We start from the raw sequence: 25,598 nt of genomic DNA, 5'->3' as shown, positions 1-25,598 counted from the left end.
AAAAAGCGTTAACATTACCTCTACCTGTGAGTTTATTGTTTCGTGTCGCAAGTGGGAGACGTCAGCTCGGGAAAGCTGAGTTTGATGATGGTGCCTTCACCGATGTTCGACTCCACTTTAATCGTTCCTTTGTGTGCAGCCACGACAGCGTAAGCAATGCTCATGCCGAGTCCTACTCCATCGATGCCCTCGTCAGTGTTAGTCCCTCGGTAATAACGATCAAAAAGGCGAGATTGTGTCTCCTCATCCATACCCACACCATTATCGCGGACGGTGATGAAGGCAAATTCTCTTTCTCGTTTGAGACTCAGTACAATCTCCGTGCCCGGCGGGTTATGCTTAACAGCGTTGGAGATTAGGTTGTCAAGCAGACGTTGAAACCACTTTGGATTTGCTAGAATTCGAAGAGAAGTTGCACTTTCTTCGAAATCGAAAGCCACGTTTTGCAGTGTTACATTGTTAACATAACGGAGAACGGCACGCCGGACGAATTCATTTAGTTCCAGCGGTTCGAGCTTCTCGCCTGGCGTATGATTTTTCAACTCGAATGTCAGCGAAAAGTCCTGCAGCAGCTCCAACATATATGTACTTTTTTCGCGGATCGTGCCTCCTGCCTCTCTCAATTCGTCCTCATTCCAGCTGAACTGTCCACTCTCAAGCAGGTGACCGTAGCCCTGGATAGTTGTGAGCGGAGTACGCAGATCGTGCGAGATGCCTGTCATCCATTCTTCGCGGGATTGCTCCAGACGCAGGCGTTCACTGCGCGCAAAGGCTAGTTTATCCGCCATATCGGAGAAGCCCGCAATTACCTCATGGTACAGCTTATAGCGGGCGCGAAATCGATTGTTTTTGCCAAAAATCTTCCGCCGCTCTTTATCGGTAAAGACCTGCTCGTATTCTCCCCTGCCCATTCGTTCGAATCCTCTCATGAACAGCAGCAGCGGACCACCGTATCGGTAGCCGTGCCAAACCGCGAGACCAAGGGACAGCAGTAAAATCGCTATGCCGATGATAACTGAAATGATAAGGAACGTACGGAATATTGGCTGGTTTGTCGGTTCTTCACCCTCTCGCGGCCGTTCGAGCAGCCACGTATATTTGGAAGAAGGATCATAATAATAAGAGACTTCAAATTTCGATTTAGCCGGTTGCTGACGCATTTTAATCAGGTCCAGTGCCCCGTATGTACGCTTGTCTGACGGAAGTCCGAAGTTCTGTACGATAAGGCCGGTCTCGTCCAAAACAACAAGTGAAGCTCCGATCGATTCCGCTTTATCGCTTAGAGTTTCAGCCACCGAGGTCGGCACCTGCCCGTTTTTCGAGTACAGTTCGTACCATTCTTCAAGCCTTGTTCCGTCTGAATCTTTCCGCCCGAGTAGATATAAATTTCTGGAACCCAAAATCTCCTCATATAACGTTGTGATCTGATATTCATTCAGCCTTCTTGTGTCACTAATACGCAGTAGATCTGCAGCAGAATATTGCTCCGGCATACCCTCTGGTACGTTCAAAGCATATATTTGCTGACCACTTTCGTTGATGATCTGAAGCCAATAACCCTTTTTTTTAAGCTGATCAGGCCAGAAAGAAGGAAGCTGTACGCTATCGCCTTCGATCGTTGTCTCGACTGATAGCGAATCCAGCAAGTCTGAAGGTAAGTCGCTCTTCAGTTGTTCATTACCGATATAGTACATAATGGTGAATAAAGAAATTAGAATGATGACTAGCACCAGCAGCCAAGTAGTGAAGAGCTGGGCGGTAAAATGAAGTCCCAAGCGCCTCGCGATACGGCTCCGTTTAAATTTCTCCTGCTTTTTCATTCCTTCTCGCCTTTCACGAGCTTATACCCAAGCCCCCGAATAGTCAGAAGATAACGCGGGCAGCTGGGATCCGGTTCAATGCGTTCACGTATTTTGCGGACATGGACCATGACCGTATTATCGTCGCCAAGCCCATCGTAGCCCCAGACTGATTCGTACAGTTGAGCTTTGGAAAAAACGATGTTCGGATTTCGGCACAGGAACAGCAGCAGTTGGTAGGCTTGAGCAGGGCAGGGAGTACTCCGGCCCCCGACAAGCAGCTCACCAGCGCGTTCATCCATGACAAAGCCCCCGAAATCATACCGCTGCCGGGGATCGACGTTTGGCGCAACAACGGATTGTACCGCTGTTTCAACGACTCCTCGTCTCAGACGTGCCTTAATTCGGGCTGCAATTTCCAAGGGGTTGAACGGCTTAGTAACATAATCGTCCCCGCCTACAGCAAAGCCCGTCAGTCTATCCAGATCCGTCGTGCGCGCCGTCAGATAGATCAGATGCGCGTCGGAGTTGGACCGAATCTGCGGTCCGAGATCAAAGCCGGTTCGGTCAGGCAGCATGACATCGAGCAAAATAATATCCGCGCTGTATTCGTGCAGAAGCCGCATTCCTTCTTCTGCGTTACCTGCTGTATAGATATTCTCGAAGCCTTCCTTGCGCAGCACGAACTCGATCATCTGCAAGATGGCTTTTTCATCGTCAACAATGAGAATTTTTGCAGAATTCATTGCGAATTTCCTCCTTATCTTCGTGTTACATTTAGACATTGTATCAGAGAAAACTTAACAGCGCTTAAAGAGAGCAGTCTGTTTTGTGCCCTGCGTTAAGAAAACGTTAAGATAAGCTTTAACCCTCATTTAGGACGGAGCGTTATGCTGAAGAACAGAGGTGATTGATATTGAGTACATTTAAAAAGCGCGTCCAATTAATCGACGGACTGCGCGGATTCAGTCTGATGGGCATTGTACTGGCGAATATGCTTATTTTCCAGTACGGCCTGTTCGGCGAGAGCGAGCCCCAGCTATTTGGGATTAAGGGGGCAGACCTCGCTTTCTATTCATTTTTGCATATCACGGTAGTGGGCAGCTTCATGCCAATCTTTGCATTTATGTTCGGGTTCGGCATGATTAAGATGTCGGAAAGCCTGAAAAAGCGGGAATTACGACCGAAGTGTCATCTAACCCGCCGCTTTCTGCTTCTATTCGTTATCGGATTACTGCACTCGACCTTCCTATGGGAAGGGGATATCCTGACGTTTTATGGCATAACCGGGTTCTTCCTGCTCCTGTTTCTGAATCGGAAACCAAAAACGCTGCTGGTGTGGGCCGTACTACTTCTCTTTGGTGCGGGGTTACTTGGTCTCCCGGCTACAAATCCAGCAGATCCCCTAACTGCTATGTCCCAGGATAAGCAAAATTACATCTTGCAAAGCAAGGACATATACGGCAGCGGCAGCTACTTGGAGATTAAGGATTTTCGCAATAATGCCGATCCGTTTGGGGAGACAGATGAGACGTTCATCATGCTTGCTCTCGTGCTTGCCCCGCTTATCACAATGCCGATGTTTCTGCTTGGCATGCGCGCCGCCAGAATCGGAACGTTTGACGATCCACCAGCAATGAGACGTACATATTCCCGCCGTGCCGCGTTCCTAATTCCTATAGGTCTGATACTTAAAACATATGGCGTATTGGCCCAGCAGCTTGGTGCAGGAAGTTGGCCAGGCGTCGGTATTGGAGAAACGCTTGGGGGGATGCTTCTTGCACTTGGCTACATTTACGCATTTGCACTCTTGTATACGGGAAGCCGTCGTGCTGCCCTAATGGCCAGATTTGAGACGGTTGGCCGTCTCTCGCTCACGAATTACCTAATGCAAAGCGCGATCTGCACAACGATTTTTTACGGATACGGCCTAGGACTATTCGGTCGTGCCGGCGTATTCATTGGGGCACTTATCGCAATCGCCGTTTATTGCACTCAGTTGTGGTTGAGTCCGATCTATTTAAAGAAGTTCAGCAGGGGGCCGATCGAACATGTCATACGCATCTGGACTTACCTTTCTTGGAGAGGACAGCCGAAAAAGAAGAGACGAAAACCTCAGAATGCGTTAGAAAGCGAAGGCAACGTCACTTGAGCCGGGTGAATCTATCACGAGCCGAACTAGTGTATTAAGTGATGGATAAAATGCTTGAGGACAGGTATAAAGTGAGATTGCATTCAGGAGAGGGAGGACGGCAGACGCGAGAACGTCTGCCGTTTTTCGTGCATGACTCAAATAGTTTAAGATTTCTGGCTTCGGTAAATCTGGGGAAACCCCGTTGAAGTTCCTGCACGGAAAGTTAGTCCGAATTGGGAATATCGTTATATGATTTGAGACAAAAGCACATTAATCTTCGGCGGCAAGATGATATAATTTTATCTTGCAGAGCTGGAAAAAGTTAGGTAAGATGTGTTGGAATGTTCGCTTTAAGTACATAAATGACAAGAACCAGGAGGGCTTATGAATATCGAAGAGATCAAGAAGATGATTAATTCTGGTGACCTGTATGATGATGCCGGAAAAGATGTATCCGCACTTAGAGCGCATGCGATTTCGGAATGTCGGAAATACAATCATAAAGTCAATGCCAATAATGAATACGACATGTCCATATTAAAAGAGTTGTTTGCCGAAGTCGGGGAGAACGTATACATTGAGTCTAATTTCCGGTGTGAGTTTGGTTTTAATATTTCCATCGGTAATGATGTGTACATTAATCATGACATGATTATTCTCGATTGTAACGAAGTGAAAATCGGCAACGATGTTTTTATTGGTCCGAGGGCGGGATTGTATGGAGCCAATCATGCGGAAGATCCTTTTGAACGGGCAGATAAAGGAGTGTATTCAGCACCAATCATTCTGGAAGACAACGTATGGCTTGGTGGAGATGTTAAGATTACGCAAGGTGTGACCATCGGTAAGAATAGCATCATCGGAGCAGGGAGTGTAGTGACCAAAGATATTCCACCGAATTCTATTGCGGCCGGAGTTCCGTGTAAAGTCATCCGACCGGTCCGATTCTCTGACAATCCATGGAGAAGACCTGTTGAATAACCTCAAGCCCAGATCTCACACTGAGGAGGATTCCAATGCAGCAATATCAGGATTTCAAATGGCTTAATGAAAGCAGTATTCGGTTTGAGAATGATTTAATGATTTTACATGCACCTGAGCATAGTGACTTTTTCTGTAATCATGGAGCTGCTTCAGAGGACGGCAGCCCGGAATCACTCTCTAATGCGCCATTTTTTTATACAGAAATATCAGGAGATTTTGTAATGAGAGTGAAAGTGCAGCATGATTTTAAAGATGTATATGACTCCGCTTCGATTATGGTTATGAAGAATGATACGATCTGGGCCAAGTTGTGCTTTGAACTTACGGACTTTTATTCTCATGCTATCGTAAGTGTAGTTACAAACGGGCTGTCAGATGATGCTAATGGCAGCAATATTGAAGGGAATGCAGTTTGGCTGCAAGTTGCGAGAGTGGGCCGATCCTTTGCTTTTCACTATTCACAAAACGGTTCAGAGTATTTTATGACCAGGTTTTTTAGTCTGCCCGTCGATGAAGTTGTAAAAGTGGGGTTTGTTCCTCAATCACCTACGGGTAAAGGTGGAGATCGAATCTACTCTAATTACTCATTGGAAAATAGGACTGTAAAGAACATACGAATGGGGAAATAAACTAGAGTGAAAGATAGAAAGGAGCGGTTTGCCGTTGGCATCTGCTCCTTTTTTCATTAAGTTAACGGCAGGTAATTTGAATTCGCTCACCGTGACCTTTCTTATGAAAAATCCTTTTTATATTGGACGGCTAGGTAAATCCCGCCAGCTAAAATTGCCAGCGCATATTTGAACAAGAAAAAAATGTTCCACATATACTCATTAGGAAAGATTATGTCACATAGAATAATGGCCAACAGCACATGGTAACTGCTTTTCAAAAAGATTTTATTTGTCCGTTCGTCGTCCTGCCCAATCTTCTTATAATATACATAGGTCAAAATCGCACTTCCAATAAGCAGTAACCCACCAAATCCAACGAGAATATTCCAATTCTCTGGAGATTGTTCAGCCCAGGACTTTAAAGGGTAAAAAATTGCGTTAGGGATATCTGAAATAGACTTAATTTTCATTGTGATCATTTCCTTTCACATAAGTAAAAATATCGTTTACATCTACATTAAAAAATTCGGCAATTCGAAAAGCTAACAGCAGAGTCGGAACATAGTTTCCTTTTTCCATTACGAAGATGGTTTGTTTGGAAACCCCGACTTTCTCCGCCAATTCTTGCTGAGACATTCTGGCAAGTACACGATATTCATAAACCTTATTTGATATCGAATCACCAAAGTCTTTCTTCATGACCATCACCTCATGAATCAAATTATAAACTTGATTTTTATAAAAGTAAAGTAAACTTATACAAAATAATTAAATAACTTTATGTTTACTTGAAATACTTAGATCTAACAAGAGCAAATATGCACAAAGATCGTTAGAACTGTGGACATGATAAGCGAAATTTATCTTTTGTTAATTACAGGTATGGGTTATGAAAATATAATCTAAACAGATGTTGTGGAAAAGTACATTCTCCTATCCTCTGATCTTCCTGCCCTAACCGCGGATGAACATTGTACGATTCATTTTCGAACACTATAATGAGTTGAGGAATGTTCAGCATATGGATCGATGTTCTCTCTACATTGTTGAGGATGAACAACACCAATCGAATACAAAAGTGGTGATAAAATGGCAGTAACCGTGAAGGATTTGCTGCAGCTGCCTTCGTTTAGAGGATCTGAGGTGGTTGCCGGCAGAAACAGGCTTCATCAGACCGTATCCTCCTTATCGGTGCTTGAGGTGGCGGATGTCGATTTTTTCTCGCAAATTATTCAAACCGTTCAGGAGGAGTGGTATGCCGAGGAACTGGTGATCAGCTCCTTTTATTCCATTAAGGACAGCGTGGAGCATCAGTGCCGTACAATCCAGTACTTGCATGATCTGGGTGAAGTGGGGCTGATTCTGTACTATGTGGGAATCATTATGCCGGATATACCGGATGAAGTCCTTCAGTTGGCTGACTCCCTGGACTTTATAATCATCTGTATGCCGAGAAACGACTATTCCCTCCGTTACAATGAAGTGATTTATGAAGTGATGGAGACGATTGTAAGCAACCAGAATGTGAATGAGCATTTTGTGAATGAATCGCTGGAGAAGGTAACCCGGCTGCCGGAGCATTTGCGGAGCGTGGAAATTACGCTGAAATTGTTATCCGACCGAATGAAAGCCAATATCGTGCTTACCAATTCCAAGCTGGATATCATTAACCGGGTCATGTGGCCGCGCAACTCCACCTTGGATGTTTCGGAACTTATTCGTTCGATGGCTCCAGCGATTTTGAACAGTAGAATAGAGGTGGAAATGCCCAAGCTCTCCAGCTTTGTGGAATACAGACGGGTTCATCAGAAGAATGGGGAAGCTCTTTATTTATTCCTCATTAAAGAAAATAGCAAGCTTCCGCCGAAGACGATGGATCAAATCAGCGAGGTTGTGCAGGTGGCCCTCAATTTGTGGGGAGACAAGCATAACGAGGTCAGCGAATACGCCTTGGTCAGAGCCATCGTTAATGATGAAAGCGAGAAAATGCGTCGGCTGGCCAGTCGGCTTCACATCGATGTTTCGGTGATCCAAATGATGTGGCTTGTTTATATTCAAGACTTGTCAGAGGAAAAAACGATCAGGGAAGATTTAAGGACTCACCTCTCTCAATATTATAAAACGGCAGTCATTCAAACGATCGATCGGTGCATTGTGGTTCTGCTTGGGAACTGTTCCTATAAATACAAAGAATTTGATATCGCGGCCGAATATATTGAAACGACAAGTCTTGTGGCCGAGATATCAAACATCGTTTATTCTCCAAGAATGCGGAACACACAGGATGTACGCCGGATGTACCAGCTTGTGAACAGCGTAGGCAACAAGGTGCAGCGCATCTATCATGGCCGCAAGCTGTTTACGTCGGCTGAATACCGGTCCATGAAACGAGCGATCGACCTCAGCAAGCAAGGGGAAGAAATGATTGAGGAGTGCCTTGCCGTTATAGATCTGATTAGGGATGACCCTGATGCCCTGACAACGCTGATGACATTTCTTCTGGATGCCAAGGGGAATATAGATGAATGCAGCAGGCTACTATTTGTCCACAAAAATACGGTGAAATACCGCATCAAAAAAATTAGCGAGCTCTTAGGCTATGACATCACGATTCATTCGGAATCGTATGAAATTTATACCGCCTGCATGGTTTATCGTCTGATCCACAGCTGATCAGCCTCCGATGTTTGTCGAATTAGACAAAAACATCGGATTTTTTTTTATTTTAAGAAAAAGACGGCTTTCCCTCATTTCTTTTACAATGAGTAAAAATTATTCGAAACAAACAAGGTTGAGGAGGGAAGCTCATATGAAAGTCGTTAAAGAACATCAGTCCTGGTTCAGCCTTGGGATTATCTGGGCCGGCGCGGTCATTAGCATCCCAAGTCTGTTGGTGGGAAATACGCTGATCACAGGCATGGGACTATCCAAGGCACTGCTCGTCACGCTTGTAGGGTACTCGATCATTGTGGTGCTCATGATATTACAGGGGATTCAAAGTACGGACTTGGGGAGACCGACCGTTCAGGTGGCAGCCCAGGTATTTGGCAAAAAAGGGTCACGCACGATTCTTTCAATCATCCTGGCCATCGCATGCCTAGGTTGGTTTGGTATTCAGGCGAATGTGTGCGGTGCGGCCTTAGCCAATCTGCTTGCCGTGTCCGGTATGGATATTCCAGTGCCGTTAGCATCTCTCGTCTGTGGACTCATCATGGTCATCTCGGCGGTCTATGGCGTTAAAGTGCTTCGGGTGATCAGCTATATTGCCGTGCCACTACTGGTGGGGATCAGTGTCTATGGTCTTATCGAAGCTTTGACCGGGGATTCACTGCATATCATTCAAAACTATAAGCCTGCGAGAGCAATGAGCTTTACAGACGGATTGGCCGTAACTCTGGGTTCATTTGCCCTTGGAGCGGTCATTGCGGGGGATTATTCGCAATTTTCGAGACAAAGGTCGGATGTTCTGAAAGCCGCTCTATTTGGAATCATCCCAGCAGGTCTGCTGATGATCGGGGCTGGAGCTGTCCTGACGATTGCTTACCAGACCAGCGATATTACAGCTACCTTTCTGAGTATTACAACTCCGTTTATCGGCGGTGTGGTTTTGATTCTGGCTACCTGGAAGACAAATCTGGTGAACGCGATATCTGGCGGGATTGCTTTGATTAATGTATTCAACGTATCGAAGGAAAAAGAAAAGTGGGCTGTTGGCATCGCCGGAACTATTGGCACAGTACTGGCTGTCATCGGGATACTTAACTATTTCACTCCGATTATGTCCATCCTGTCGGCCATGATTCCACCGGTGGCAGGTGTGATGATTGCAGCTTACTGGGTACTTGGCAAAGGGGATAAGAACCGCTGGCATGAAGTGGACGGTGTAAATATCCTGGGCGTTGTGTCCTGGCTGGTTGGCGCAATTATTGCCTGTACCCCTGTCGTGCTGTCGTTCTTCCCAAGCCTGCCTCAGGTACCGAATCAACCGCTGATCGGGATAGTCATTTCTTTTGCAGTATATTATGTCGGCTATCGTGTATCGGCTCAAAAGACTGTCATATTGGAGGAAAACTAAATGAGATATATAGATAAAACAGCTGTTGAAAACATTGCCGTCGGCGCCGCCTTCTTAGGAACTGGCGGAGGTGGCGACCCTTATATCGGCAAATTGATGGCTCTCTCGGCCATCGAGAAGTTTGGACCTGTCAAACTATACTCGGTGGACGAGATTGAGGATGCAGACTTCTTTATACCGGCCGCTATGATGGGTGCGCCTTCCGTATTGATTGAGAAATTCCCTAAAGGGGACGAATTTGTTAAGGTTTTTCAGAAATTAGCGAATTACTTAGGGAAAGAGCAAATCGCCGGCACGTATCCGATGGAAGCGGGAGGTGTCAATTCGATGATTCCCATCGTCGTTGCTGCTCAGCTTGGTCTGCCACTGATCGATTGTGATGGGATGGGGCGGGCATTCCCGGAGCTCCAGATGGTGACATTTAACCTGGACGGCATTTCAGCGACGCCGATGGCGATTACCGATGAGAAAGGGAATATCGGCATCTTCGAGACCCTTGATAACAAATGGACGGAACGGCTGGCAAGAGTAGCTACGGTGGAGATGGGGGCAAGCACTCTAGTCAGCCTGTACCCAACAACGGGAGCTCAATTGAAGCAAAGTGGTGTTCATCATATCGTGACCCTCTCGGAGCAGATTGGAGAAATCATTACCTCGAAGAACCGGGATGCCAAGGATAAACTTCAAGAGCTGCTTGCCCTTGTATCCGGCTATGAGCTGTTCCAAGGCAAAATCGTGGATGTCATTCGTGAAACCAAGAGAGGCTTTAACCTCGGCCAGATGCATCTTGAAGGAATCGAGGCGTTTAAGAGCGGAGAGATGAAGGTTCATTTTCAAAATGAAAACCTGGTCGCTGAAATGAACGGCCAAGTGGCCGCGTTGACTCCGGATTTGATCTGTCTGGTTGATTACGACACGCTGTCTCCTGTGACCACAGAGAGTCTGAAATACGGCAAACGTGTAAGAGTGGTTGGATTGCCTGCTCATGAGAAATGGAGAACGGACAAAGGAATCGAAACGGCAGGTCCACGATACTTCGGATATGATTACGATTATGTTCCGATTGAGGAATTAGTGAAGAAGGCGGTGGCTAAAAATGTATAGAATCGGGATCGATGTGGGGGGCACCAACACAGACGCCATCATTTTGGATCAGAATTATCAGCTGGTTCATGCGGTGAAATCACCGACAAGCCTCGATATCAAAACAGGGATTGAAACTTCCTTGCGTAACCTGCTCCAGGAAGCAAGCATCGATAAACACCAGATTACACATGCCATGTTAGGTACAACACAGTGCACAAATGCGATTGTTGAACGCAAGAAGCTTGCCAAAGCCGGCGTCATTCGTCTGGGTTATCCCGCAACGGCTTCAGTTCCTCCGTACACGTCCTGGCCTGAAGATATGATTCAGAAGCTGTCGGGCAAATATGCTCTTGTGCATGGTGGATATGAATACGACGGCCAAGTGCTGGGAATAGTCGATGAAGCTGAAATTAGAACACTCTTAGAGGATTGGCGTGACAGCGTGGAGTCCATTGCGGTCATCGGCGTATTCTCTTCGATTAAGAATGACCAGGAGTTCCAGGTCCGCGATCTTATCCAAGAAGTGTATGGCCCAGCGTTTCCGGTATCCTGTTCATCCCTGATCGGTTCGGTTGGTTTAATTGAACGGGAAAATGCAACGATCCTGAATGCTGCATTATGCAAGGTCATCGAAACGACGACCCAGGGATTTATACAAGCGTTAGAGGAAGAAGGGATCTCTGATGCGGCTGTGTACTTATGCCAAAATGACGGGACTCTGATGTCCATTGATTACGCTAAACAATTTCCGATCCTGACCATCGCTTGCGGACCCACGAACAGCATACGAGGGGCTTCTTACTTAGCGAAAATAAAAAATACAATGGTTCTCGATGTTGGCGGAACGACCTCGGACATCGGTGTATTACAGGACGGCTTCCCGAGAGAATCGTCGGTAGCAGTTGAGGTTGGCGATATCCGCACGAATTTCCGTATGCCGGATATTATCTCTGTTGGACTCGGCGGAGGCAGTATCGTGCGTATGAACGACAACGGTAAAATTACGGTTGGTCCGGACAGCGTAGGCTACAGGATCGGACAGGAAGCGCTCGTCTTTGGCGGAAGTACGCTTACGACAACAGATATTGCCGTACGGTTAGGGCTCGCAGATGTCGGGGATAAGAGCCTGGTAGCACATCTGGATGAGGATTTTGCGAGAAGTGTACAAGCGGAGATTGGCTCGATCATTGAGCAGGCCATTGATAAAATGAAAACCTCCTCGGGAGACGTCGAGCTGGTGCTGGTTGGTGGCGGCAGTGTGGTCATTCCGGACACGATCCGCGGCGTATCCAGCATGATTAAGCCGGAGAACGGGGGCGTAGCTAATGCCATAGGGGCATGTATTGCCCAAATCAGCGGACAATACGAGCAAATTTATATTTACTCTAGAGAGCCGCGTGAGGTATCGCTTAAGGACGCGCAGGAGAAAGCCGTGAAGCAGGCGGTTCTGGCTGGTGCTGATCTGGATACGGTAGAGCTTGTGGAAGTGGAAGAAACCCCGCTCGCTTATCATCCGGAAAACGCAACGAGACTGAGAGTGAAAGTGGTAGGGAACATGAAGTAAGAGGAGATACGCAGATTAGAAAATGAACCAAAGATAAGTTAGAGAATCAATAAATTTGCTGCAATTAACAAATAATGAAACCGGCAAAGTTCCCTGTATGGAACCTTTGTCGTTTTTTTTCTGCGAAGGAACTTGATTTTCTAATCATAAAGATATATGATTGATCCATCAACCATTGACGGGTCAACGAATTGAAGGGAGGCTTTATTATTTTTACATGCCATACAGATGACCTGCTGTACCTGCTCATGCATTTAAACAAGCATATTGCGACCCGGTTTGAACGATGTGCTGGTGTTAGTCCGAATCGGCTCGAACTTCTGTGCAAACTGACAGGTGGCCAAATTAGCCAATCGGATCTACAGAAGGCTGTGTCTATTGATCCCGCCGCAGTGACCCGTCATGTTCAGCAATTGGAAGCGGAAGGAATTCTTCTGCGAACAAGATGTGAGAGTGACAACCGGATTACTTTAGTTCAGCTAACCGAAGAAGGCCAAGCTAAAGTAGCGTGGTTTAAAGCGGAGAAAGATCGGTTTCTGGAGGAGCTGCAGGCAGACCTCACGGAATCAGAACGGCTTGGGTTTATTCAAGTTCTACGCAAGCTGAACAACCAGATTCAACAGATGAAAGAAACAAGCAAGAACAATTAATTATAGAGATTAGGAGAGAATAACATGACTGTAACTTCCTTAAACAATGATTTCAAAGAAATTATTATTTCCCGGCGCTCTGTGCGAGTGTACGATCCTGCGGTCAAAATCAGCCGTGAGGAAATGACTGAAATTTTGGAAGAAGCGACTTTGGCACCGTCATCCGTTAATCTTCAGCCTTGGAGATTTCTTGTCATCGATAGCCCAGAAGGTAAAGCGACCCTTGAAGAGCTCGCACCAGGCAACAAAACGCAAGTGACAACCTCATCTGCAGTCATTGCCGTTTTCGGTGATATGAACGCATTTGACAATGCGGATGAAATTATGGGTTCAGCTGTGGAAAAAGGGTATTTACCGCAAGAGATTAAAGATCAGATGATGGCCAACTATACGGATCTTTTTGGACGTATACCAGCGCAAGCTTTTCGCGAAATGATTCTTGTTGATAGTGGTCTGGTATCCATGCAGCTTATGCTTTCTGCTCGTGCCCGTGGATATGATACCAACCCGATTGGCGGATATGACAAATCCAGAATTGCGGAAGCATTTGGTATGGAGAAGGAGCGTTATGTACCCGTCATGCTTATTTCTGTAGGTAAAGCAGCTAAAGAGGCACGCAGAACCACCCGTCTTCCTATTGACCGTATTGCGGAATGGAAGTGAGGTTATCCCCATGATAATTATCCATGCAGAAATGAAAGTAAACCGCGAAGCAGAAGCAGAATTTTTGGAGTCTGTACAAGAACTTATTAAGTCCTCCCGCGCGGAAGCAGGGAATGTGTCGTATCAGCTCCTGAAGGATACAGATCAGGACAACACTTATCTCATGGTCGAGCAGTGGAAGGACCAAGAAGCGGTAGAAGCTCACAATGCAAGCAGCCATTTTCAAGCATTCGTAGCCAAAGCTCCAAAGTATTTGACAGCTCCACTAAAAGTTCAAGCTTTTATTGGTCAACCCATTAGCAAATAAGACAAAGCTTCTTGTACTCTAATGGATTATGCATTCAACCATAAAACGACGGTAGCCGGCCTAATGATCGGCTGCCGTCGTTCTTCTAACGGGCATTATCATAATCAAGTTATGGCAGACATTATCTCATACTATACATAATTCTTCGCAATGTAATTTACGAATGTTCTGACTGATCAACTATTCTCTTGTTGAGTCGTGTTCTTCTTCAGCTTCCCGAAACGAATCCGATCCACCACATAATATAAGACTGGAGTCACTCCTGTAAAAAGAAGAAATGCCGTCTCACTCCGATTCGTGACATCTTCCAAATGGGCCGTAGATTTGAACATGTTAATCGACATGATCACCATGGCAACAGACATTATGTAAGAAAAAGGTTTATGATCATTCATTCCAGCTAAGTGAGCAAATGCCTTTACGGAAATAAGCAGGAAGAGAGAAATCTTAAGAAATATACTAAATAGCCAAAAGACAATCAGCAGTGGATCCAAATTTTCCAGGAAAGCCCCCGCATGTATGTATCGAATCAATTCTAAAGTCGGATAGGTTAGATTTGCTGTTAGTTCTGAACCAAATAACATTAAACACACTAGCAGGACAGCAAGTATAACCACAACAGCTGTAGCCGTAGCCCCTATTAGAGATTTCATTAACTTGTCGGTTCCTACAAAATACGGAAATAGATACACGATAAAAGCCATTTCGCTGAACAGGGCCACGACGATCATTGTACCGTTCCATATTCCAGCTGGCTGCCAAGCTGTAACCAATGCAACGGCCATGTCTATATTTATCTCTTGCGAGGCAAATAGGGGGAACGCCAGAACTGAGATTATACTTAAGAAGAACATGCCCTGAGCGCTTTGAAATATCACAACTGGGCCTGAACGAACCCCTCGGGCTATACAATATCCGAACAAAATGGCTACAGGCCAGTCCGGTGTCCCAGGTAAGTATACTTGTACGACAAAGTCAATAAATTGGCGCAGGATAAATGCGGCTGAGAACAGATTGACAAAGATGACGATCAGAAACAGCGGGTAATGGATCCATCTGCCCAAAATGTCCTTTCCGTACTGCCCAAGAAAATGTGTAGGTCTTCGAAGACATAACCTATAAGTTAGATAAGCTATGAGAAGCCCGATTAGACTTCCGAGTAATACCGAGACCCAAGACAGATATCCGGCATTTCTAACCAAGGGACTGATGAAGAATCCGATGGTACTTGAGAAAAGGAATTGAGCAAAGAACATGTATACCTGAAGTGACGTTATTTTTCCCATGGGACCCTCCTTCAATCTCCGATGAATAAGAACCTCTGAATGGGCTCGAAAATAAACGAGATAATCAGCCCAAGGGACCACCGATCCCTCAAGGCATAAGTAACTTCCATCCCTGTGAACATGACTAACCATAAACACGCCAGAATCATGACACTACGCATAGAACGTTTATTTTTCCGCAGGTATCTCCATTCTAAAATCCCTACTGCCCCATAAATAATGGCGATCAAAATCATTTGTTTTCCTCCGCATTCGGTAGGATTCTGTTCCATTGAGGGATCTGCGATGTACCGAACCATTTAACGGAAATGTTAACCCTAGGCTCTACTCTAACCTGGTCTGCGTAACGTTCTCTCCACTCGGGCCTAAGTTCCTTCCATCTACCTGGATACCTCCATTTGATATAGTTTGCGAACTGAAAAACATCTGATTTCATTGTCTTAGATACGGCCACAGCTTGGCGGATGCGGTCTTTGATTTCCTCATTTAGCAGTAGTTCAAGCTTTCGAAGCTCACTCGGTTCAGTGACATCTATAGCTGATTCTGTTGCCAGAATGCCCGCCATTGCTTTGCAGTCAATTTGAACTGAAATGTCGTCACCACGAATTTGTGCCTTTAAGTGAGTCCTAGCATTCCGGATTAGGAAGTTGACCGGCTTGTTATCCGTAGGAGAATTAACATCATACACAGAATAATTTAATTGCTTTAGAATCCATAGAGCGCCTTGGGTCTCCTCGTCAGTCAATTTGCCTATCATTTTACCGTTCTTGATTAGCCCCGCTCCGTCCGTCCCCATCCAATTCTCCTTATTTTCTTCAAATTGAACGCCTTGTCTACCAAAAACAAGCATGGGAATAACGAGATCCCCATGATTAGAGGCAGACATAAGCATATCCTTCACTGTGACCATTATTGTCTGACGCTCCTTAGCAAGTTGCGTGAGAATGTCTGTCGGGAATTCTTCAAACGTAATAGGACTGGAGGCTACTCTCTTGGCTTTATCCTCGCTAATGAACAGGTAAGCATTAATATGGATCGCGAATTCACGAGCAGCGAAATCGACTACAGGCTTTATACCCGACTGAGCAAATTCCTTGCCCATTACAATATGTCTCAGTTGACCGAACGTAATTCTGCGGGACAAATCGGCTTGTATCTTCCGAAAAGCTTCTCCAACATCTCTTCCTGTTTTTGATACAAAAGTAAACGGTTTAGACGAGGACCCACTCCCGCCCTTCAGAAGTGCTTGACAATCGGTTCGGCAGCGGGAAACCTAAGGTCATCTCTATACCCTCGTTGGTTCTATCAAGCAGCATAACTCTGGCGAATGCTCTGTCATTGACTTCAACCTTGGACCAACAACCGCATAACATACATAGAGGGATACATGCCAGAAAAAGCTTTAGGAGCTTTAACATATACATATCAAATTTCACTCCTCCTCTTCTCTTGCATGTCCCCAATTCCGGGTCTTCAAACGCTTACTTTGACCCTTCCCGTCAAAGAAAGAAGGCCTATTCTTCATCCCCCACCATGGGGCTCTTAAAATAGTATCCTTAAGATCATTCGTGTGAAGTGGTGTTATCGGAGATAAATAGGGCAGGTCAAAAGAGCGAAGTTCGAGCAGATGAAGATAGATCAGAATCATCCCGAAGGCGATGCCAATCAATCCAAATGTGCCAGCCAGAATCATGATGGGAAACCGGAGCAGTCGGAAGGCAAGCCCCAAGTCAAAATGGGGGATGATAAAGGAAGCGATACCGGTCAAAGCCACAATAATGACCATTGCAGCTGAAGCAATACCCGCTTCAACAGCAGCATTGCCGATGATCAAAGCTCCAATAATGGATACAGACTGACCGATTGATTTAGGAATCCGAACGGTTGCTTCTCGCAGAGCTTCAAAAGACAACTCCATTAGAAAGGCTTCGACCAGGGCGGGAAAGGGTACAATTTCTCTTGAAGAAGCTACCGTAATTAACAGCCTTTCTGGAATTATATCCGGATGAAATGTCGTTATAGCTACGTATATAGACGGCAATAACAGCGAAATGAACAGAAAGAGCAGCCGAATTGCCCTAATCCAGTTCGCTGCAACAAACCGCTGATAATAATCTTCTGCTGACTGCAGCAACATGAAGATGGTGACTGGAGCAATAAGTGCAATAGGTGTACCATCCACAATGATAGCTACTCTTCCTTCCAACAGTGCTGCGCTGACCACATCCGGCCGCTCAGTAGATTGTAATTGGGGAAAGGGCGAGAAAGGATAATCCTCTATAAATTCCTCCAGGTAACTGGAGCCGAGAACCGAGTCAATCTCGATAGCAGATAACCTCTTTTTCACTTCATTGACTAATTCCTGCTTGCACTTCCCCTGTAAATACACGATGGCTACGGAGGTCTGAGTCTCCGTGCCAATATGCATCAGATCCATCTTGAACGAAGGCGTTTTGAGCCTTCTTCGGATCATGGTTAAATTGGTATCCATACTTTCTATAAAAGCTTCACGAGGTCCTCGAATTACGGCTTCGTTTGGAGCTTCCTGAATAGATCTCTGTTCAAAGGCGGTCACGGAGAGCGCAAGCATGCGGGACTCCCCGTCCATCAACAGCAATGCTTCTCCCTGCAACAGGCTTTGGTAGGCTTCCTGCAAGCTAAAGTGAATACTTTGATGAGCGATTGGAAGCCGCTTATACACAAAGATATTCATGCTTATATCCTCAGCTGTCCAGGATGGGGCGAACTCTCCCAACGTAGTCAGTACATGCTGTTCGATGGCTTTTAGATCGATCATTCCTTTGATATATAGAAGGGCGCATTTTAATCCCGCTCCGGCAACAAAGGTATGATTGACAAGGTCTGAAGAATTCGAGAGATGCTGTTGCAGCCAGGCTAATCTTAAATCAAGATCGGCTGTACGAGGCTCCGTACTCTGCTGAGTTGTTACAGATGAGTCGGAACTTGAAAGGACGATCTCCCAGTTTTTTAATTTCTTTTTAAGCCAGTTAAATTGCATCATAGTAACCTCGGTAATCTATTTTCACTTATTTTCCCTTGACACCATTTTTTTATACACCTTACTGGGGGGGAGTCACGAATTTGGGTTTAACCCTAATCACATTTATTACAATAATATTGTATTAAAAGCCGATAAATTGATTATTTCATTGATTTATTCAAGAATTTTGAAATAAATCGTTGACTTAGCTTGGAAAATGCCGATATACTCACGATGTATTCTAAATATATTGGATGAATTGAGGTGGTGTGATCATAAGAGCAGGTGAATGTCGATAAGATCCTTCATCTATGAAAGCGTTTTAATAAAAATCAGTGAGGTGATAATTTTGATGTTAAAACGAAGTATTTCGGTCATGCTGTGTGTGCTGCTCTTGATTGCCCCTCAGGCGGCATTCGCCTATAAGAACCCGGAATCGCTGCCGGACGAATGGGGACAATATGGTCTTGGCGACCCTTATATACTGAAGTTTAACGGTACATATTATTTATATGTCAGTACTAGAGATACCGATATCGGAGTCAAAGTATGGAGCTCTCCAGACCTTGTACACTGGAGCTATGGGGGATTGGCCGCAACCGATCCGGTTACGAAGGGAGCTTACGCTCCTGAAGTCGTTTATTGGAACGGATACTTCTACATGTATACGTCTCCTGCCGGAAATGGTCATTACGTGCTGCGCAGCGAGAGCCCGACCGGTCCATTCACCGTGCAAACGGGCAATTTGGGCCATTCGATCGACGGCAACGTCTTTATTGACGATGATGGCAAGTGGTATTTCTACCATGCGAACGAGGAGGGAATTCTTGCGGCTGCGATGCCAACGCCGACCACGATCGGCAGCAGCGTGAAAACAGGTGCGAGCATGAACGGTTGGACGGAAGGTTCTACGTTGTTCAAGCGCAACGGTAAATACTATATGACGTATACCGGCAACCATGTATTCAGCAAAGGCTATCGGGTCGACTACGCAGTCAGCTCCAACCCGCTCACGGGGTTCGTGCGTGATTCGGATAACCCGATTCTAATCAGTACGGAAGGTCCGACTGTCGGTCTCGGCCATAATACAGTCGTCGTTGGCCCGAACTTGGATGCCCGCTATATGATCTACCACAATCTTGAAGGTAAGGGTATTGTCGGACCTCTTCGCCATTTAGGAATGGACCGGATCGTGTTCAACGGGGATAAAATGTCGCTACTCGGACCAACGGCAACCATACAACCGGATCCGGAGATGCCGGATTTCGAGGATCGGTTCAAGGGTGCGGAACTCAGCCCGGCGTGGAAGAGTGCGGACGGTGTCGGCTGGAGCATTAATTCCGGACTTCTGAGGCAGCAAGCCCTCGGCACAAGCAGACTGCTGACCACGGCTGAGACCGAAAGTAACTATACAGCAGAATTCAACCTGCAGCTTGCTGAGTCCAGCAATACCGGCAGCCCGCGGCTCGGGGCCGTATTCTCCTACAAAGATGATAACAATTTCGGCACAGCGCTATTAAATACGTCGAGCAATTCGCTGCAGACACAGTTCCGGGTGAATGGCACCGATCTGGGATGGGTGACGAGTACGCTGCCGGAAGGATACGATTATACGAAGCTGCACAATATCCGGGTTGAGAAAGCAGGAAATACATTCAAAATCTATGTCGACGGCATGCTGAAGCAGACGCGCAGCATCATGCTTGGCGGCGGCAGTATCGGTTACATCACGGAGAACGCGAAGGCGAATTTCGGTTATGTCGCTTTCAGCAACGACGTGAACGGGAGCAGCGATTTTGACGCCGTGAAGCCGGTTCCGGGTCAAGTCGAGGCTGTTCATTATCTGTCAGGCGGCGAAGGGGTCGGGTATCATGACCTGACACCGGGTAAAGTCGGCGATTACCGCGGAGATGGCATGGATACAGCCAGAGCTGGTGACAGCACTTCACATATTACCGATTTCGAAAAAGGCGAATGGCTCAAATACCGGCTGAACATCGCGGAAACAGGCAAATACGATATCGACCTTTCTTATACGGATGCAGGCCTGGGCAGCAAGGTACAGCTCACATTGGATGGTGGACAGCCGCTGGGCGAGTTTGAGCTGGCAGGAGACACTGACGCTGCTGATACAGGATGGCAAACCACACAGCTGAGTGGGATAGCTCTCCCGGCAGGTGTGCATACCTTGAAGGTCACTGCCGTATCGGGCAAGACCTCGCTGGATAAGCTGACGTTTCATCGGCACGTGGACGTTCCAGTTCTCTATGATAACTTCGATGACGGCCAGGATGACGGCTGGCAGCGGTTTGAAGGTTTCTGGAGCGTGAAGAGCGACATGGCCGAGGAGGAGCAGGCTTACGATGCTTATCATCCGATACCTGGTGAGATCGGTACGGTTCACTATATTTCCGGCGGCGAGGGTGTCGGTTATCACGATAATACACTTCAAAACATTGGTGGCGAGTACAGAGGAGACTCGGTCGACATTCGCTCCAATCCGGTCAGCGGGGGTTACAACGTAGGTTGGAACCAGACAGGTGAATGGCTAAAGTTTAACATTGACGTAACAAAAGCCGGAACCTATAACGCAGAATTTAAAGTGGCTACTACGATGGATGGAGGTCAGATCCGGCTGTGGTTGGACGATACGACAGACCTAACCGGTATCGTAGACATTCCAAAGACCGGCGACTGGAACGTTTGGAATGTGGTGCGCAAATCCGGTGTTACCCTGCCGGCCGGTAAACATACGTTGAAAGCCGAAACGGTACGCGGAGAGTTTGATTTTGCAGGTATAGCCATGAAGAGGACAGATCAGCCAATACCAGTACCCGGCGTCATCGAATCCGAGCATTACAAGCCCGGCGGCGAAGGTGTAGGCTACCATGATTTGACGCCTGCGAACATTGGAGGCAAATACCGCACCGAAAGCGTCGATATTCGATCCGCTGCATCGGGTGATCAGATCGTAGGCTGGAATCAAACAGGCGAATGGCTGAAGTACAATATCAACGTTGCGCAAGAAGGACTGTACGATCTTGACTTGTGGGCAGCTACGACGTTCAAGGATGCACAAGTCCGGCTGTGGCTGGATGACGCGACGGATCTGACAGGCATATTGGACGTTCCTGCTTCCGGCGACTGGAATAAGTGGAAGTCGGTGACGAAATCCGGTATCAGGCTGCCGGCCGGTGATCATGAACTGAAGGTCGAAATTGTCAAAGGCGAGTTCGACATGACGAGACTGTCGTTCACCCAGTTCGATAAGCCGCACGTGCTGCCCGGATTTATTCAGGCTGTTGATTATAGAGCAGGCGGCGAAGGTTTAGGCTACCATGATCTGACACCTGATAACATCGGTACGGAATACCGGAATGATGCGGTCGATATCCGCCGAAATGCGGGCGGCAGTTATAATGTGGGGTGGAACGCTACCGGGGAATGGCTGGCCTACAACGTAGATATTGCCAAAGCCGGTGTATATAACATCGACTTTGTGACCGCTACATCGATGGACGGTGCTAAGGTTCGGCTGTGGCTGGACGATACAACTGATCTAACCGGGAAAGTCAACATTCCGAAATCTGTGACCTGGGAAGATTGGGCGACAACAACGAAGCAAGGCGTCTATCTCCCGGCGGGCGAACATACTTTGAAGGTCGAAACCGTGAAAGGTGAATTTGATTTCCAAGGGATACGCATCCATCCAAATCCTGCCGTACCAAAGGCTGCTCATACCGGTGAATATCAGGCAGCGGTGGGCGGCTTCGGGAAAACGTTGATTGGAGATGCCGATTGGTCGAATTACAGCGTAGAGTCTGATATCAAGCTCATTAGCAATACAGGCGACGGAGGTATCCTGTTCCGGGCGAGCAACCCGGCTCACGGCAAGGAGCTGAATCAGAATAATGCGGATTTCGTACAGGGATATGTTGCGTACCTGAACAAAGAGGGCGTTCACCTCGGCAAGCTGAATTACAGTTGGACCTATTTGAAAGGGGCGCCACTCACGGTAAAGACAGGGGAATGGAAGCATGTTAAAGTCGTTGCGCAAGGTGCCCGCATCCAAGTGTTTGTCGATAATATGAGCAAGCCGGTTATCGACTACACCGACCGCAGCAGCAGTCCATTCACACACGGCAAGGTCGGTATGCGGACGTTCATGAATGAAACGAGCTACGACAATTTCACGATTCTCCCTGCCCCCATTAACACTCCTGCCATCGGAAAGCTGCTGGAATGGTTTGGCTCAGCCGGTCAGTTAGACAAGAAGATTTGGAAGCAGCTGGATAAAGAGCTCGAGCATGCAGCCGATGCGGTCAGCAGGAACAAACCGGACTGGAAGCAGGGGATCAAGCATTTGGAGAATTTGCTGAAACAGCTGAATAAAGAGAAAGATCAGCAAGAGGTTACCGATCAAGCAAGAACAATGCTCAATCGCAGTATTAACGCACTCATTGAGGTGTGGAGCGTTTCTTAAAGTTTCTGAGCCTAAGAAGCCTGATTTATTCAGGCTTTAGGCTTTTTTTATTTTAATGTAGCCCAAATTATGTCATCACTATTGACAACGCCACTACTACGTGTTACTTTATAGCAGTAGTAAGTGATACTTCATACCAGTATTACAGAATAACAAGGAGTGATTGTGCTGGAAAATCTGACGGAAATGCTTAAAGGCGTGCTTGAGGGTTGTGTCCTTGAAATTATAAGCCGCAAAGAAACCTACGGCTACGAAATTACACGGCGGCTAAACGCCCTCGGCTTCACAGATGTTGTGGAAGGAACGGTATACACCATCTTGGTCCGACTTGAAAAAAACAAGTTAGTGGAGACCACCAAGAAGCCCTCCGACATGGGACCCCCGCGAAAGTTTTTCGCGATCAATGATGCAGGGCGCGAGGAACTGCGGAAGTTCTGGGAAAAGTGGGAGTTCGTATCCTCAAAAATTAACGAGTTAAAGGAGAAGATACAATGAATTTTTGGGACAAAATCACCGGCAACGACATGACCAGAGAAATGAAAGCTTTTGAAGCGCGGGTCAAAAAACTGCCGGCCGATTATCAAGCGGCATGGAAAAAAATTAATGAACATCTTTGGTCGTACACCAATTTCTCAGGTCGCAACCTCATGCCAATTCTCGACGGTGTGTTAGGCCTGCTTGAAGTAGCAGCAGCAGACGGGCAGCAAGTCCAAGAGGTGTTGGGCGACGATATCAAAGGCTTCTGTTCTGCACTGGCCGGCGAAGAAGGGGCAAAGTCTTATCGCGACAAGTGGCGCGAACAACTCAACAATAATGTTGCAAAAAAATTAGGCAAATAGGAGGAAATCATAATGAACATTCGCGACTTGATCGAGGGCAAAAAAGAGTGGCGGGCGCATGTGGCGCGTGTCAAAGCGCTGCCGCAGGAATATCAGATTGTTTATAAAGAAATTCAAAAATATCTCTTTAAGGTCGGCCCAGTTGAGCTAACCGAAGGAACCGGTCTGCTGGCGGGGATTGTCGATCTGTTTGAAGAGGGTGCAGCCTCGGGAAAAGGCGTGCTCGAAGTGACGGGCACTGACGTAGCGGCTTTTTGCGACGATCTAATCAAAGATTCCAAGACCTACACGGACATCTATCAAGAATCGGTTAACCAACAAGTAAGCAAGGCCATGAAAAAGGTTACGGATAAAACAAAATAAAAGGGGGAATGTCGGATGGAAAAAGTAATTGAAGTGAAAGGTCTGCGAAAATCTTACAAGGACACAGAAGTCCTCAAGGGCGTTGATTTGGAAGTGAAGCGCGGTCAGATTTTTGCCCTGCTTGGCTCCAACGGCGCGGGCAAGACAACGATGGTCAGAATCCTTACCACGCTGCTTAAGCAGGACGGAGGCACCGCCACCATCAACGGATTTGACGTCGCATCCAACCCCGATAATGTTCGGCACTCGATCAGTCTGACCGGGCAATTTGCTGCCGTGGACGAAATATTGACCGGGCGGGAGAATCTTATCATGATCGCCAAGCTGCGGCACCTTAACAATCCGCGTCAGGTTGCGGATCACATGCTTAATCGCTTCGGCCTGACAGATGCAGCGGACCGAAAGGCATCTACTTATTCGGGTGGCATGCGCCGCAGGCTAGACATCGCCTTAAGCCTTGTAGGGAAGCCGCAGATCATTTTCCTCGATGAGCCGACGACCGGGCTTGACCCCGAGGCCCGCATCGAGGTATGGAAGATCGTCAAGGAACTGGCGGACGGCGGCACGACGATATTTCTAACCACTCAGTATCTGGATGAGGCAGAGCAGCTTGCCGACCGAATCGCCATTCTCCACGAAGGCAGGATTATTGCGAATGGCACGCTCTCGGAGCTGAAAAAGTTGTTCCCGCAGGCGAAGGTGGAGTATGTGGAGAAACAACCGTCGTTAGAAGAAATATTCCTCGCAATTGTTGGAAAGAAGGAGGCCATATAAATGGAGACAGTAAAGAATCACTTTTTTAGCGATATGGGCGTTATGCTTGGGCGCTCCATGCGCCATATTTTTCGCAGTATGGACACCATCATTACGGTCTGCATTACTCCCATTGCGATGATGCTGCTGTTTGTCTATGTGTTTGGCGGCGCAATCCGTACAGGTACGGATAACTATGTGAACTACCTGCTGCCCGGCATCCTGCTGATAGCCATAGCAAGCGGTATATCCTATACAGCATACCGTCTGTTTATGGATAAGCAGCGGGGCATCCTTGAACGGTTCCACTCCATGCCGATTGCGCGTTCCTCCGTGCTGTGGGGACATGTGCTGACCTCGCTCGTATCCAACGTCATTTCTCTTGCCGTCATCATTCTCGTAGCGCTCTTGATGGGCTTTCGCTCATCGGCAGGGGTCCTGCCATGGCTTGCCGTAATCGGCATACTCCTGCTGTTTACGCTGGCTTTGACTTGGGTTGCGGCGATTGCCGGATTGTCTGGGAAATCGGTGGAAGGTGCAAGCGCATTCTCCTATCCGCTGATCTTCCTGCCGTTTATCAGCTCGGCCTTTGTGCCAACCGATTCGATGCCGACCGTCGTTCGCGTCTTCGCCGAGAACCAGCCGGTGACTTCCATCGTGGAATCCATCCGTGCACTGCTGTCAGGTCAGCCTGTGGGCAATGATATATGGACCGCCCTGGCGTGGCTTGTTGGGATTACGCTCGTTGCATATTTCTTTGCCATGAGAGCGTATAAAAAAACGGGCGTGAAATAGTAAGATTGAAATCGGCTGTGATGCGGATTTTGTCCTCCTCAATGAGAAGTATGAAGTACAATGGACGATGATTGGGGGGCAACAATAGTTCAAAGAAAAAGCATGTTTTCGCTCCATAATGAGGAAACCACCTGTAAAATTTTGGGGTTAATGAACAATATACAATCGCAATAAACCGAACAAATTAGGACAAATCGTGAATTTG

24 protein-coding genes are annotated in these 25,598 nt (G+C 46.9%); 16 read left to right on the top strand and 8 right to left on the bottom strand.

What is annotated here, in order from left to right; translation table 11 throughout:
- Positions 1-32: 32 nt before the first annotated feature.
- Entirely contained in the window at positions 33-1,820 is a 1,788-nt protein-coding gene (locus KJS63_RS16915; protein ID WP_213620184.1) for a sensor histidine kinase, read from the bottom strand.
- Positions 1,817-2,545 carry a response regulator transcription factor gene (locus tag KJS63_RS16910; protein WP_213620183.1) on the bottom strand — a complete coding sequence of 243 codons (729 nt, stop codon included), beginning with the start codon at positions 2,543-2,545 and terminating at the stop codon, positions 1,817-1,819. The genes KJS63_RS16915 and KJS63_RS16910 overlap by 4 nt, the downstream gene beginning before the upstream one ends.
- Positions 2,546-2,715: 170 nt before the next feature.
- Between KJS63_RS16910 and KJS63_RS16905 the strand changes: the two genes are divergently transcribed.
- From KJS63_RS16905 to KJS63_RS16895, 3 genes are all read left to right on the top strand, one after another.
- Complete coding sequence (locus KJS63_RS16905; protein WP_213620182.1) at positions 2,716-3,951, top strand: DUF418 domain-containing protein; 1,236 nt, start codon at positions 2,716-2,718, stop codon at positions 3,949-3,951.
- A 366-nt stretch (positions 3,952-4,317) separates the two neighbouring features.
- Positions 4,318-4,914 (top strand): sugar O-acetyltransferase, encoded by a 597-nt coding sequence (locus KJS63_RS26455; protein WP_280520824.1) that lies wholly within the window; start codon positions 4,318-4,320, stop codon positions 4,912-4,914.
- 35 nt (positions 4,915-4,949) lie between these two features.
- On the top strand, positions 4,950-5,546 hold the full coding sequence (locus KJS63_RS16895; RefSeq protein WP_213620181.1) for a DUF1349 domain-containing protein: 597 nt from the start codon (positions 4,950-4,952) through the stop codon (positions 5,544-5,546).
- A 101-nt stretch (positions 5,547-5,647) separates the two neighbouring features.
- Here KJS63_RS16895 and KJS63_RS16890 read toward each other — a convergent pair whose 3' ends face one another.
- A complete protein-coding gene (locus tag KJS63_RS16890) occupies positions 5,648-5,998 on the bottom strand; it encodes a DUF2178 domain-containing protein (protein WP_213620180.1) in 351 nt (116 codons plus the stop codon).
- The gene (locus KJS63_RS16885; protein ID WP_213620179.1) at positions 5,988-6,227 is read right to left on the bottom strand and encodes a helix-turn-helix transcriptional regulator; all 240 of its coding nucleotides are present in this window, start codon (positions 6,225-6,227) and stop codon (positions 5,988-5,990) included. Before KJS63_RS16885 ends, KJS63_RS16890 begins: the two co-directional genes overlap by 11 nt.
- Positions 6,228-6,617: 390 nt before the next feature.
- Between KJS63_RS16885 and KJS63_RS16880 the strand changes: the two genes are divergently transcribed.
- The 7 genes from KJS63_RS16880 to KJS63_RS16850 all read left to right on the top strand — a co-directional run bounded on the left by KJS63_RS16880 (position 6,618) and on the right by KJS63_RS16850 (position 13,873).
- Positions 6,618-8,201, top strand: coding sequence for a PucR family transcriptional regulator (locus tag KJS63_RS16880; RefSeq protein ID WP_213620178.1), 1,584 nt, complete (start codon positions 6,618-6,620; stop codon positions 8,199-8,201).
- A gap of 136 nt (positions 8,202-8,337) precedes the next feature.
- Positions 8,338-9,603 carry a cytosine permease gene (locus KJS63_RS16875; protein ID WP_213620177.1) on the top strand — a complete coding sequence of 422 codons (1,266 nt, stop codon included), beginning with the start codon at positions 8,338-8,340 and terminating at the stop codon, positions 9,601-9,603.
- Entirely contained in the window at positions 9,604-10,707 is a 1,104-nt protein-coding gene (locus KJS63_RS16870) for an S-methyl thiohydantoin desulfurase family protein (RefSeq protein WP_213620176.1), read from the top strand.
- Positions 10,700-12,253: a hydantoinase/oxoprolinase family protein gene (locus KJS63_RS16865; RefSeq protein ID WP_213620175.1), complete on the top strand. Its 1,554-nt coding sequence runs from the start codon at positions 10,700-10,702 to the stop codon at positions 12,251-12,253. The genes KJS63_RS16870 and KJS63_RS16865 overlap by 8 nt, the downstream gene beginning before the upstream one ends.
- A 191-nt stretch (positions 12,254-12,444) precedes the next feature.
- The gene (locus tag KJS63_RS16860; RefSeq protein ID WP_213620174.1) at positions 12,445-12,903 is read left to right on the top strand and encodes a MarR family winged helix-turn-helix transcriptional regulator; all 459 of its coding nucleotides are present in this window, start codon (positions 12,445-12,447) and stop codon (positions 12,901-12,903) included.
- A gap of 24 nt (positions 12,904-12,927) precedes the next feature.
- On the top strand, positions 12,928-13,566 hold the full coding sequence (locus KJS63_RS16855) for a nitroreductase family protein (protein WP_213620173.1): 639 nt from the start codon (positions 12,928-12,930) through the stop codon (positions 13,564-13,566).
- 10 nt (positions 13,567-13,576) lie between these two features.
- The gene (locus KJS63_RS16850; protein ID WP_213620172.1) at positions 13,577-13,873 is read left to right on the top strand and encodes a putative quinol monooxygenase; all 297 of its coding nucleotides are present in this window, start codon (positions 13,577-13,579) and stop codon (positions 13,871-13,873) included.
- Between the two features lie 176 nt (positions 13,874-14,049).
- On the opposite strand, the gene KJS63_RS16845 is transcribed toward KJS63_RS16850, so the two are convergent.
- From KJS63_RS16845 to KJS63_RS16830, 4 genes are all read right to left on the bottom strand, one after another.
- On the bottom strand, positions 14,050-15,159 hold the full coding sequence (locus KJS63_RS16845; protein WP_213620171.1) for a GerAB/ArcD/ProY family transporter: 1,110 nt from the start codon (positions 15,157-15,159) through the stop codon (positions 14,050-14,052).
- Between the two features lie 11 nt (positions 15,160-15,170).
- Positions 15,171-15,395, bottom strand: coding sequence for a hypothetical protein (locus KJS63_RS16840; RefSeq protein ID WP_213620170.1), 225 nt, complete (start codon positions 15,393-15,395; stop codon positions 15,171-15,173).
- Positions 15,392-16,399: a Ger(x)C family spore germination protein gene (locus KJS63_RS16835; RefSeq protein WP_213620451.1), complete on the bottom strand. Its 1,008-nt coding sequence runs from the start codon at positions 16,397-16,399 to the stop codon at positions 15,392-15,394. The genes KJS63_RS16840 and KJS63_RS16835 overlap by 4 nt, the downstream gene beginning before the upstream one ends.
- 192 nt (positions 16,400-16,591) lie before the next feature.
- Complete coding sequence (locus KJS63_RS16830) at positions 16,592-18,181, bottom strand: spore germination protein (RefSeq protein ID WP_244862659.1); 1,590 nt, start codon at positions 18,179-18,181, stop codon at positions 16,592-16,594.
- Between the two features lie 331 nt (positions 18,182-18,512).
- Between KJS63_RS16830 and KJS63_RS16825 the strand changes: the two genes are divergently transcribed.
- The 6 genes from KJS63_RS16825 to KJS63_RS16800 all read left to right on the top strand — a co-directional run bounded on the left by KJS63_RS16825 (position 18,513) and on the right by KJS63_RS16800 (position 25,393).
- The gene (locus KJS63_RS16825; RefSeq protein WP_213620169.1) at positions 18,513-22,643 is read left to right on the top strand and encodes a carbohydrate-binding protein; all 4,131 of its coding nucleotides are present in this window, start codon (positions 18,513-18,515) and stop codon (positions 22,641-22,643) included.
- Between the two features lie 186 nt (positions 22,644-22,829).
- Positions 22,830-23,138 carry a PadR family transcriptional regulator gene (locus KJS63_RS16820; RefSeq protein WP_280520832.1) on the top strand — a complete coding sequence of 103 codons (309 nt, stop codon included), beginning with the start codon at positions 22,830-22,832 and terminating at the stop codon, positions 23,136-23,138.
- Positions 23,135-23,482, top strand: coding sequence for a DUF1048 domain-containing protein (locus KJS63_RS16815; protein WP_213620168.1), 348 nt, complete (start codon positions 23,135-23,137; stop codon positions 23,480-23,482). The genes KJS63_RS16820 and KJS63_RS16815 overlap by 4 nt, the downstream gene beginning before the upstream one ends.
- A 12-nt stretch (positions 23,483-23,494) precedes the next feature.
- The gene (locus KJS63_RS16810) at positions 23,495-23,845 is read left to right on the top strand and encodes a DUF1048 domain-containing protein (RefSeq protein ID WP_213620167.1); all 351 of its coding nucleotides are present in this window, start codon (positions 23,495-23,497) and stop codon (positions 23,843-23,845) included.
- Between the two features lie 15 nt (positions 23,846-23,860).
- Complete coding sequence (locus tag KJS63_RS16805; protein ID WP_213620166.1) at positions 23,861-24,619, top strand: ABC transporter ATP-binding protein; 759 nt, start codon at positions 23,861-23,863, stop codon at positions 24,617-24,619.
- Positions 24,620-25,393: an ABC transporter permease gene (locus tag KJS63_RS16800; RefSeq protein WP_213620165.1), complete on the top strand. Its 774-nt coding sequence runs from the start codon at positions 24,620-24,622 to the stop codon at positions 25,391-25,393.
- Positions 25,394-25,598 lie beyond the last annotated feature (205 nt).

The organism is Paenibacillus sp. J22TS3 (assembly GCF_018403205.1).
Classification (GTDB): Bacteria; Bacillota; Bacilli; order Paenibacillales; family Paenibacillaceae; genus Fontibacillus; species Fontibacillus tuaregi.
The sequence above is the reverse complement of the archived record's forward strand: the minus strand, read 5'-3'. Positions and strand labels throughout refer to the sequence as shown.